Annotated in this window: 6 protein-coding genes; all 6 read right to left on the reverse strand. The window is 45.1% G+C overall.

Features of this window, described 5'->3' with window-relative positions; translation table 11 throughout:
* Nucleotides 1-102: 102 nt before the first annotated feature.
* Nucleotides 103-1,326 carry a dihydrolipoamide acetyltransferase family protein gene (locus QMD03_09700; GenBank protein MDI6777485.1) on the reverse strand — a complete coding sequence of 408 codons (1,224 nt, stop codon included), beginning with the start codon at nucleotides 1,324-1,326 and terminating at the stop codon, nucleotides 103-105.
* A gap of 15 nt (nucleotides 1,327-1,341) precedes the next feature.
* Complete coding sequence (locus tag QMD03_09705) at nucleotides 1,342-1,530, reverse strand: hypothetical protein (protein MDI6777486.1); 189 nt, start codon at nucleotides 1,528-1,530, stop codon at nucleotides 1,342-1,344.
* A gap of 9 nt (nucleotides 1,531-1,539) precedes the next feature.
* Nucleotides 1,540-2,256: an NAD(+)/NADH kinase gene (locus QMD03_09710; protein ID MDI6777487.1), complete on the reverse strand. Its 717-nt coding sequence runs from the start codon at nucleotides 2,254-2,256 to the stop codon at nucleotides 1,540-1,542.
* Between the two features lie 477 nt (nucleotides 2,257-2,733).
* Nucleotides 2,734-3,531, reverse strand: coding sequence for an SDR family oxidoreductase (locus QMD03_09715; protein ID MDI6777488.1), 798 nt, complete (start codon nucleotides 3,529-3,531; stop codon nucleotides 2,734-2,736).
* A gap of 165 nt (nucleotides 3,532-3,696) precedes the next feature.
* Nucleotides 3,697-4,674, reverse strand: coding sequence for an alpha-ketoacid dehydrogenase subunit beta (locus tag QMD03_09720; GenBank protein MDI6777489.1), 978 nt, complete (start codon nucleotides 4,672-4,674; stop codon nucleotides 3,697-3,699).
* A 29-nt stretch (nucleotides 4,675-4,703) separates the two neighbouring features.
* Complete coding sequence (locus QMD03_09725) at nucleotides 4,704-5,663, reverse strand: thiamine pyrophosphate-dependent dehydrogenase E1 component subunit alpha (protein ID MDI6777490.1); 960 nt, start codon at nucleotides 5,661-5,663, stop codon at nucleotides 4,704-4,706.
* Between the last annotated feature and the right edge of the window lie 279 nt (nucleotides 5,664-5,942).

A 5,942-nucleotide genomic window follows, 5' to 3' on the forward strand; every position in this document is an offset into this window, starting at 1 on the left:
CCAACCAGAGCAAATATATATTACAGGAAAGAGGAATAGGTGTCAATAGGGGGACCTTCAGCAATTATTACTGTTTCCCTCCTTCATAATATTGCCTGACTTTTAAACTAATAAAAGGTTAGGGTTCTCCAGCAACCGGGTCACACTTGCCATAAATTTGACCGCCCCAGCTCCGTCAATTACCCTATGGTCATAAGTTAAGCTATATGTCATGATAGGTCTTATCACGATTTGTCCCTCTCTAACCACGACTCTATCTGTGATGCCCCCAGTTGCCAGAATTGCTGACTCCGGCTGATTTATAATCGGGGTGTCAAAACGCCATCCTCCACCAAGTGCCCCTAAATTGGTTAAAGTAAATGTGCCTCCGCTGACCTCGTCTAAGGTTAACTTACCTTCCCTTGCCTTCTCCCCCAATGTCCTTACCGTCTGACTTATCTCGACAAGGGATTTCTTATCGGCATTCCTTACCACAGGAACAATAAGCCCTTCATCTAAAGCAACGGCAACACCAATGTTTATGTCTTCCCAGACCTTAATCTCATTATCTATTAGGCTGGAATTAATTATCGGGTTGTCCCTGAGTGCTCTGGCAATTGTGAGAACGAATATATCTGTGTAGGTGATTCTGACACCGATAACCTCGGCTTGGCTTACCAGGGTTTCTCGTGACTTTATCATCTCAATCATGTCTATTTCACCAAAGGTGGTAAGCTGAGCAGAAATTGACAAACTACGATGCATGTGTTCAGCAATTACTTTTCTCATTCCTTTAAGGGGAATGGTGGATTTCACCCTTTTACCCTGGTAAATAATAGGGGTTACTTCTATCTTTTTCTTTGCTTGTATCTCTCTTTCAATATCCTCTCTTACAATTCTTCCCTCGGGTCCGGTGCCAACTATTGTTGCTATATCTATTATGTGTTCTTCGGCCATCTTACGAGCCACTGGGGATATTCGGATACGCTCCCCTTCCCTGGTCTTAATCTCAACAACACGAGTAATATCTGCTGGAGGGGACTCTTTAAGCTCAGTAACAGGTGCCACTATTTCCTTTGGTGATTCTTTTTGGAGCTCTTCCAGTTCTTCCTTTGTTTCAGCGATAAGACCAACAATTGTGCCTATCTCTGCTTCATTTTCCTCTTCAACCAAAATATGTAGGAAGCCCGAAGCTTCAGCCTCAATCTCCCACCCAATTTTCACTGTCTCTATAACCAAGACGATATTACCTTGTTCAATCCAGTCGCCTTCCTTGGCTTTCCATTCAACTATAGTAGCCGGTTCCTCAGCCATGCCTAAACGTGGTATCGCTATATAGATAGCCATTTTTCTCCTCCTAACTTAGTCTCTGAAAAAGCCCTTTCCCACCGCTTCTCTGAGAGTCTTCTCTATATCAACAACGAGTGGCCCATCACTTTGAAGCCTAATTTTTACTTGATCAGAGGCCATCACTGTGATCACTCTCTCGCCATCCAGTGCAATAACAGATGGCTTATGGAATACCTCAACTTCTTCTCCAGGCTTCAACATTTTCAACTCCTAAACCCTTACCTCATTAATTAGCCCGGGAAGCACAGCGACCTTTACCTTTAAACCCCCATTCCCTATCTTTATATGCATACCGCGTTTATCGTTAGGCCCCAGGGGATGCAAGTTCCCCCCGATACAAGTCAAGCCCATATTAGTTGGCTCAGCTCTAGTGCAGATAATCTGTTTCACCTCAGATAATTTCCAGACGCCCCTAGAGCCAATAAAGAGCTGGTCTAAAACCACTGCATCAATTAAAGCCATGTCAATTTCAATGTCATTTCTTAGGATGACGAGCCTTTTATGGGTCCTTATAGTATCTTTCCCATCTACGAATTTTTTGGCTACAATCCCAGCGACAATCCCAACTGTAGTACCTTCAATCATCACCGGAAAGACATTATTGGTGCCTGTAGATATGGGGACACACGGTATAGAGCTGTTTCCTTTAGCTACATCCCGGTTAGTCCCATCCCCACCCAGGGTAACAATGCATCCTACTCCAAATTCACCCATTAGTTTAGCTGCTAAGGTGGAGTCTTCGCAGGAATATGTTACTGCCATGTTTATTATAGAAACCTTGGCTCTAATATTCTCACTTCCTATCTGGTGCAAAGCCCTTTGTCCAAGGCCATAGTAATCTGGCATAATTAGAATCTCATCCACACCAGTGGAATCTATGCCCAAAATTATCCTTCTTAGTTGATTGGTCTTCTCAACATTATCCATGATGCTGGCACACGCCACCAGCCGTCTTATGTCCTTTCCCGAGGCGGGATTGGCTATAATCCCTACTTTGCTCACTTAATCAACCTTCTCAAATTACTTATAATGGTATGCCTGCGGATAAAACCTTAACCTTCAGGGTGCCGACTATGTCTAAGAATTGTAGCCACCCCCGTCAAAGAAGCGCTCTGTAAGCAGGAAAAGTTCTCCTTTTTCCATTGTCTGGATGGTCTTATTCATAACTAATAGATAATTCCAGGTGACGAAGCTTTCGAGAGCTCCTTCACCCTTGAAGGATTCAATCAACTCCTATATTAATAGCCCCACCATGGTGATGTCCAGCTTCATTTGTACCGGGATGGCTTTCTGTAATAGGTCATCACAGTAGCTAAGAAGCCTGGAAGTTATATGTCCCAAGGCTAATGCCAAAGATGTTCCCCTTCTCCAGACAGGAAGGCACAACCCTGATGGTAGCGTTATTTAAATGGTAGCTTTCACCATACCACCATCAACATTGATCGCCTGTCCGGTGATAAACTTCGCCTTCTCCGAGGCTAGAAAAGTCACCATATAGGCTATATCCTCTGGTAGTCCATGATGTCCCAGAGGGATGTTCTGCTCGGCAAACCAGGTTATGGCTTCCTGTCCTGACTTCCCCAACAACCCACCCAATTGATCGCCTAATTGGCCAGGACCTTCCCAGAGGGGTGTGCGAATTGGTCCGGGACAGACGGTGTTCACCAGGATGTTATCCTTAGCCAGGTAGTTAGACAGGTCTTTAGTGAACATAATTACCGCTGCCTTGATGGAGTCGTAATCCACCAGGCCACCTGGCTGCTTCCCAAATATTGAGGAGATGTTGATGATCCGACCCCAGCCCTGTTTTCTCATGTGGGGGATAACCTCCCTACAAGCACGAATGACGCCAAACAGCATAAGGTCCATGTTGTACTTGAACTCGTCATCGGGGAAGGTCAGCATATCACTCAGTCGACCCACACCTGCATTGTTCACCAGGATATCAACCCGGCCGAATCTCTCAAGGGTGGCAGCCACCATTTTCTTTATGTCTTCCATGGTGGAGATGTCTGCCTGCACAGCGAGAACCTCGACTCCGAGGGCCCTAATCTCCTCGGCTACCTCATCTAGAGATTCCTTGCCTCGGGCGCAAATACTCACATTACACCCTTCTTGGGCCAATGCCAGCACACAGGCCCTGCCAATGCCACGGCTGCCACCAGTCACCAAAGCCAATTTCCCTTTCAAACCAAGATCCATTTTTCTTACCTCCTTTCTATGAGTAAATAATTTAACTTACCAAATGGAAACATTTCCACCCGCTCCATCTGGGTATGCAGTATTACAGACTATCTCTTTCAACCTTCTTTCTCCTAACAAGCTTTTACCTTGACTAAGTTCGCCTGTGCTATGGAACAAATTGGATTACATAATCTCATTTACAGCCTTAATCAAGTCTTCCTCATCGGGCATATAGAATTTCTCCAGAACCGGGCTGAAGGGAACAGGCGTATCCGGGGCATTGACCCTTTTTATCGGTGCATCAAGAAGGTCAAATGCTTCCTCAGCTACTATAGCCGCGATTTCGGAGGCAAAGCTCCCGGTCTTAGATTCTTCGGTCATAATTACCAGCCTACCCGTCTTTTTGACTGAGTCAATAATTGCTTGCTTATCAAGCGGCACTATAGTTCGAGGGTCAATAACCTCTAAACTTATGCCTTTTTCTTGAAGTTTTACTGCGGCTGCAAGTGCCCGATGAACCATGAGTGCTGTGGCGACAACGGTAACATCACTGCCTTCCCTCTTGATATCCGCCTTTCCCAGGGGTATGGTATATTCCTCTTCCGGTATCTTGCTCTTTGGTCCAGCTAATATCAGCATCTTATGTTCAAAAAATATTACAGGATTATCATCTCTGATTGCCGACTTAAGCAGGCCTTTAGCATCATAAGGGGTTGAAGGTAATACGATCTTAAGCCCTGGAATGCTCATCAACAAACCTTCGAGGCACATAGAGTGTTGTGCAGCAGCCGATATGCCAGCACCGCATAGAGTTCTGATAGTCACAGGCAACTTTGCCTTTCCCCCAAACATGTATCTCATTTTAGTTAGCTGATTTAATATCTCATCCATGGGTACACCCAAGAAGTCACTGAACATTATCTCTGGAACTGGTCTCATCCCGGTTGCAGCTGCTCCTATAGCAGCCCCAATGATTGCTGTCTCTGAGATTGGGGTGTCTCTCACCCTTTCCGGTCCATATTTATTAAATAGACCGGCGACTTGACCCAATACGCCACCATAGACGCCCACATCCTCGCCCATGATAAATACCGTTGGGTCCAACTTCATTTCTTCATCCAGGGCTTCAGCTATAGCCTGGTTAAAGGTTATCTCTCTCATTTCTTGACCTCCTTAATTTGTTGAAACCCTTAGGCATAGACATCCTCTAGGGTTTCCTCGGGGGCTGGGAATGGGCTTTCCTCAGCAAACTTTACAGCTTTATTCATTTCCTCCAACATATCCTGATCAATCTCGCCCGTTTCCTTTTCTGTCAATACTCCTATTTCAATGAGCTGTTTTTTGAACCTCGGAATTGGGTCCTTCTTCATCCACTCTTCAACTTCTTCTTTTGGTTTGTAGACTTGGGGGTCTCCCTCAAAGTGTCCCTTGTATCGATAGGTTTTACACTCTATGAGGGCAGGACCTTCGCCCCTCCTGGCTCTTACCACCGCCTCACCTACAGCCTCATATACCGCTATCACATCATTCCCATCAACAACTACGCCTGGTATCCCATATGAGGCTGCTCTATCAGCGATGTCAGATATGTTCATATGGTAGCTCTGGGGGACAGAAATGCCATATAGATTGTTTTCACAGATGTAGACCACTGGGAGCTTCCAGATGGAGCCCAGGTTTATTCCTTCGTGGAATCTCGTGGTATTAGATGCACCATCGCCAAAGAAGCAGAGAGCGACCTGGTCTGTTCCCCTCATTTTGGCTGAAAGAGCGGCCCCGGTAGCAATTGGTATCCCGGCGCCTACAATCCCGTTGGCACCCAATATGCCAATATCCACATCAGCGATGTGCATCGAGCCTCCCTTCCCTTTGCAATAGCCAGTCTTCTTACCATATAGTTCGGCCATCATCAGGTCCGTTTTTCCACCCTTGGCAACTAAATGGCCGTGTCCTCGATGAGTACTTGTAATATAGTCATCAGGTCTCAGACTCGCGCATGCACCGGTAGCGATAGCCTCCTCGCCTATGTATAAGTGGACAAAACCAGGAATATTCCCTGCGGCAAACTCTCGGGCAACTCTCTCCTCAAAAAACCTGATTCGAACCATTGTCCGATACATATCCATTAGTTTTTCTTTTTCTATCGCCATAGTATTCTTTCCTCCTTTTTATTATTCAAATTATAATATCTGAACCCAAGCTATATGAAAACCTTTTCTGTTGAAAGCTATCACCTCCTTCATTGTATTTTGTGGTGCATTCACCTAAATTTTTGAGAAAATGTCAAAGGCTGACATTTCTCTATGATTTTTTCCCACAAAATAAACGCACCTAACAGTGATTTATATCATTATATTACAAATCTGTCAACATTGCGACCTTCATCAAAAATAATCTATCCGAAAGGGGGTTATTTAATCAGAATCATC

Source organism: Syntrophales bacterium (assembly GCA_030018935.1).
Lineage (GTDB): Bacteria > Desulfobacterota > Syntrophia > Syntrophales > CG2-30-49-12 > CG2-30-49-12.

Bases quoted from the DNA above. Each gene is read 5' to 3' on its own strand.
- QMD03_09700 (MDI6777485.1), bottom strand. From the start codon at position 1,326: ATGGCTATCTATATAGCGATACCACGTTTAGGCATGGCTGAGGAACCG.
- QMD03_09705 (MDI6777486.1), bottom strand. From the start codon at position 1,530: ATGTTGAAGCCTGGAGAAGAAGTTGAGGTATTCCATAAGCCATCTGTT.
- QMD03_09710 (MDI6777487.1), bottom strand. From the start codon at position 2,256: ATGGATAATGTTGAGAAGACCAATCAACTAAGAAGGATAATTTTGGGC.
- QMD03_09715 (MDI6777488.1), bottom strand. From the start codon at position 3,531: ATGGATCTTGGTTTGAAAGGGAAATTGGCTTTGGTGACTGGTGGCAGC.
- QMD03_09720 (MDI6777489.1), bottom strand. From the start codon at position 4,674: ATGAGAGAGATAACCTTTAACCAGGCTATAGCTGAAGCCCTGGATGAA.
- QMD03_09725 (MDI6777490.1), bottom strand. From the start codon at position 5,663: ATGGCGATAGAAAAAGAAAAACTAATGGATATGTATCGGACAATGGTT.